This window comes from Lactiplantibacillus sp. YT640 (assembly GCF_049745435.1).
GTDB classification, from domain to species: domain Bacteria; phylum Bacillota; class Bacilli; order Lactobacillales; family Lactobacillaceae; genus Lactiplantibacillus; species Lactiplantibacillus plantarum.
In genome coordinates, this window is sequence record NZ_JBMNVY010000001.1 from 341,521 (window position 1) to 346,360 (window position 4,840).

The 4,840-nt window shown below is 42.8% G+C and carries 3 protein-coding genes; 2 read left to right on the top strand and 1 reads right to left on the bottom strand.

Features of this window, described 5'->3' with window-relative positions:
* Positions 1-853 precede the first annotated feature (853 nt).
* Positions 854-2,080: an MFS transporter gene (locus ACOV1R_RS01625; protein ID WP_015380757.1), complete on the top strand. Its 1,227-nt coding sequence runs from the start codon at positions 854-856 to the stop codon at positions 2,078-2,080.
* Positions 2,081-2,460: 380 nt separating this feature from the next.
* Here ACOV1R_RS01625 and ACOV1R_RS01630 read toward each other — a convergent pair whose 3' ends face one another.
* Positions 2,461-2,970 (bottom strand): transcription repressor NadR, encoded by a 510-nt coding sequence (locus ACOV1R_RS01630; protein WP_003642550.1) that lies wholly within the window; start codon positions 2,968-2,970, stop codon positions 2,461-2,463.
* A 145-nt stretch (positions 2,971-3,115) separates the two neighbouring features.
* On the opposite strand from ACOV1R_RS01630, the gene ACOV1R_RS01635 reads away from it, so the two are divergent.
* On the top strand, positions 3,116-4,549 hold the full coding sequence (locus ACOV1R_RS01635) for a nicotinate phosphoribosyltransferase (RefSeq protein WP_003645843.1): 1,434 nt from the start codon (positions 3,116-3,118) through the stop codon (positions 4,547-4,549).
* Positions 4,550-4,840: the final 291 nt, after the last annotated feature.

Genomic DNA, 4,840 nt, shown 5'->3' on the forward strand with positions numbered 1-4,840 from the left:
GTGGGCCGCCAGAATAATCATTCTGGCGGCCCACTTTTTGTTCAGACGCTGACTGGTATTGAGATTTGCATAGATTAAGTCATTTACGAATCAGATGGCAACAGATACTAGCACCAGTCGATTAAGCTGGAGCCGTGAGCAAATCAACTTAATAATAATGAATTGCCCTCAAATCACGGACCTCATTAGTCTCCATGTTTAAGCTACCTTAGCAAATACGTTGGTTATTTACTCGACAGGAATATTCCAACGCAGTAGGCTTCAATTGCTATTAGAAAGTGAGGTCATTATTCGAATAAATCACGTTAATCATGATCATGCTGTCGCTATCACTGCAACGCCAACGACATTTCCCACTAATACATTAAACAAATTATGCCCTATTACCACGTGACCTAAACCGAATTTGCTGAACACACTGCAATCTCTAAAAAACAACTGTCATTTACCTTGAACCGACGAGCCTTCATGATTATCCTTGTCGCCCATCAAATTAAACCAGCAACTAGTTTAAAAGCACACTGTTGAATGGCACTGGATTTGAATATCGACTTACAAACTATCAACCATAATTCGAATCCGATGTGATTAAATTCGAATGGGCGACTGCTTAAATATGACAGCAACCACTATTTTTCCAAAAAGATCTGTCTCTTTCATTTGAGCAATCATGCTTAATCTTCCAGATATATTCAGAATCTTCACCAACTATACAAATACTTACCGGCTACCTGTTTCATCATGACTAGGTGCTGTCTAGCGAAAATTGACAATTCAATTAAAAACATTAAAATTATATTAGATTATCCGTTTTTCATTTCTAATCAATTCATACTACCGAAAGGAACTCGCCATGGCCATCAAACAACCTGATTTAACCATCAACATTAGTAATCATCAATCTAGCTTGCAAATCTTCAAAGCTGCCGCAAGTAATTTCATTAGTTCACTAAGCGGTAAAATGTTCACTTTTGGCCTTGGACTCATGTTACTCGATGAAACACACTCTGCCATTAGCTTTGGTATCAACATGATTATCAGTCCAATTGTTGGCTTGCTTTGCCTTGTCCCAATTGGCAATCTGATTGATACTTATCCGCACAAAACCGTTCTCACTGGTAGCCTGACTGCCCGCACGCTTGCACTAATTTTATTCGCTGCTAGTATCAACTTATTTACGGCAACAGCAAAACTCATTCCAATCGTTCTTTTTCTAATTATCGATGCAATTTCGACAACCCAAAGTGCAATTTCTCTTTCCTCGATTCTATCACCAGCGTTAGGCGTTGGATTATACAGTTTAGTCGGCTTTTCTGGCTTCGTTATATTAGAGATTGTTGCCACACTCGCCTCATTTGGCATTATGCTCACAATGAAATTTCATTATCACGCAACTAATCAATTCGCTAATTCACAACACGCCCCAGTAACTTCGCACAGTCAGTTTGCAAAATTTCATTCTGGTCTAAATTACATGCGGTCGCGAACAATGATTAAAATTACAATTCTGTTGAGTGTTATTCTGAACTTCTTATATACTGCTGTTACGATTGGAATTCCGTACATCTTAAAAGATCAGCTTCACACAGGTAATGGTCCTATTGGCGTGCTTGAAACCGGGAGCGCAATTGGTATGCTACTTGGCAGTCTACTTTTAACTTTGCTACCGCCAACCGGTCAGAAACGTCTCTTTTTAAAATTAATTATTCCGGTACTTATTCTTGATAGCCAAATATTGCTATTAGGTGTTCTGTTCATGACGTCCCAATCACCAACTGGATATGCCCTGCTTGGTAGCTTTATCATGGGAATATTGGCTTTCGCGCTTGTTATTCTTAATATAACTTTTCAGGTCTACTTGCAGCAAACCGTGCCAACTAAATTACTAGGCCGAGTCGTTGCAACATTAACAACAGTCAATAGCTCAATCATGCCAATCGGAACACTTATGTTCACTTTAATCTTTCAAAGTACCACTCATGGCGGTCTCGTACTAATCATCAACGGAATTCTACTACTTGGGTATACGTTACTGCTGTTGCGGCCATTAAATCAGGCCATTCATAGTGAACAGCCATGAGTCACGTATCATCAGGCAATTAACAATCCCGATTGCGATGGAAAACGTTGCTTTCGACTTTCAACGGGCTCACCACCGTGCTTCTATCACTTCGAGCCCTCATAAAACCGCCAATAAACAAATTATTGATTAACGACCGACATAATACCTAGGAATTATACCAGCCAATGTTACGATCAACATCACGACCAATCGTTATGAACAACTAGCGCTTTTGCAACGGCAAATAGTTATTCTATTCAAAAAAGATGTTTGAAGATCCGACTAGATCTCCAAACATCTTTTTACTGGCATTATCCTGGTTAATCACCAGCATCGTGCGTAAATAAAACTAACGAATATTAATTGATTACCAATGTAATATTAACCATGTCTTGACATTAATTTTCATACAAATAACCCGCATCCCGTAAAGCTGCCTTGATGGCTGTTAATTGTTCCGGGGTCTGATAAGCAACCGTATGGCTATGGACGCCATCTGTTAATTCTGATAATAAATGGCCTTGTAATTTCTTGAGCCGGCCCATAAACAGATTAACATCACCAACTGAGCGAATCTCTAATTCACCCCGGAGCCGGCCATACAATGGGTGTTCGACTTCAACATCCTTGATTATGCCCCCTGCGTGAATGATCAAGGCCATTTCCTGCATCGCTTCGTTTGGAAAATGACGGCAAACTAGGACAGCAGTTGGCTGATCCGCTTTTTCTAATTCATACCCTTGAAGAGTAGCAACAATGGCCGTTCCGTGAGCCCTCAATAATGAAATATCCCCAACAATGGTCTGACGACTAACGTTAAACTGCTTCGCTAGCGTTGTTGCACTTACGGGGACCTGCGTTTGCGATAATTTTGATCGAATTTGTTCACGCCGTTCTGATCCTGTCATGACTCACCCTTCTTACTCTTTCAATAGAATCATTCTACCAGAAAACCAGTAGAATAGCTTTCATCAAATACTAAATTATGATAAACTAAGTTCATTTATCATAGGTGTCAAGACACCTAAATCTTAATAACGGGATTGATTAGCAATGCGCAATTTATCTTTATTAACCGACTTATACGAACTCTCAATGGCAAATGGATTTCATCACGACTTACCTCAGACCAACGCCACCTTCGACCTTTTTTATCGCCGGGTTCCTGACAATGGTAGCTTTGTCATTGCGGCCGGCCTCCAGCAAGTTGTCGAAGCTTTACAAGATTTTCATTTTACCAACAGTGACCTCGACTACTTCCGTCAACTTAACCTATGGGATGAATCCTTCTTAGCCATGCTGGCAAATTTTAAGTTAACTTGCCAAATTAAGGCACTACCAGAAGGAACCCCGGTCTTTCCTCGTGAACCACTATTGACAATTACTGGACCACTTGAGCAAGCGCAATTACTTGAAACACTCGTCTTAAATATCGTCAATCACCAATCACTGATTGCCACTAAAGCTCGTCGACTGAGTTATGCTGCGGCAGGACGTCCAATTATGGAATTCGGTGCGCGCCGTGCGCAAGGCCCGGACAGCGCACTTTACGGCACCCGGGCAGCCATTATTGGTGGCGCCAATAGTACTTCAAACGTTCTCGCTGCGAAACTGTTTGATATTCCCGTTGCTGGTACCATGGCCCACAGTTGGATTGAAGCCTTCCCGGATGAACTAACGGCGTTTCGCAAGTGGGCCGAACAATATCCTGACAATAGTGCGCTACTAGTCGATACTTATGATGTGCTTAACTCTGGGATCCCTAACGCGGTGACGGTCTTTAAGGAGCTACGAGCAGCTGGGCATGAACCCGTCGGTATTCGAATCGATTCGGGGGACGTCACGACTTTATCACAAGCTGCCCGGACACAATTGGACGCGGCTGGCTTTCCCAATGCCAAAATCACTATTTCTAACGCATTGGATGAACACATCATTACTTCGCTGTTGCACGAAGGCGCACCGATCGATAATTTTGGTATCGGTGAAAAGCTCATCACTAGCGCGTCCGCACCGGTTCTAAGTGGCGTCTACAAGCTTGCGGCAACTGAGAGCAATGGTCAGAGCACCCCCAAGATCAAGGTCAGTGCCAGTCGCGAAAAACTAACGATTCCTGGTGATAAGCAAGTCTATCGTCTGTACGAACCAGGAACTCAGCGGGCCTTTGCTGACTTGATTGCACTAGCTACCGAGACGATCGTCGATGCGACCAGCCTAACCGTCGTCAACAGTGACCCACTCAGTGTCGACCGCCAACAGCGACTCACCCATTTTGAAGCCCGGCCCTTACTCGCGCCGGTAGATTTGTCCAACACCACGTCAATTCCGGTTACAACCATTCAGGCAACGACCCAGGCTAAACTTGCCGAGCTCCCACGAACAACCCAGCGGCTCGTCAACCCAGATCTTTACCCGGTCTACATGACAACCACACTCAGCCAGTTACAAACTAGTTTGTTGAATAAAATGACGATACTAGCAGATTAACAAACGAACACGCGTAGCAACGACTAAAGCCACTTCTGATCAGCGTTCAAATGACCGCNAACCACACTCAGCCAGTTACAAACTAGTTTGTTGAATAAAATGACGATACTAGCAGATTAACAAACGAACACGCGTAGCAACGACTAAAGCCACTTCTGATCAGCGTTCAAATGACCGCTTAATACAGAAGTGGCTTTAGTTTATAACAAGTAACAGTTAGCTCACTGACCAGTAATTTGATCATGTTCACCCGGGGTCAATATTTTGGTCATCACCGTAATCAAATACGCT

What these genes read in the sequence shown, in the direction of transcription:
- ACOV1R_RS01625 (WP_015380757.1), top strand. Translation starts at nt 854, where the DNA reads ATGGCCATCAAACAACCTGATTTAACCATCAACATTAGTAATCATCAA.
- ACOV1R_RS01630 (WP_003642550.1), bottom strand. Translation starts at nt 2,970, where the DNA reads ATGACAGGATCAGAACGGCGTGAACAAATTCGATCAAAATTATCGCAA.
- ACOV1R_RS01635 (WP_003645843.1), top strand. Translation starts at nt 3,116, where the DNA reads ATGCGCAATTTATCTTTATTAACCGACTTATACGAACTCTCAATGGCA.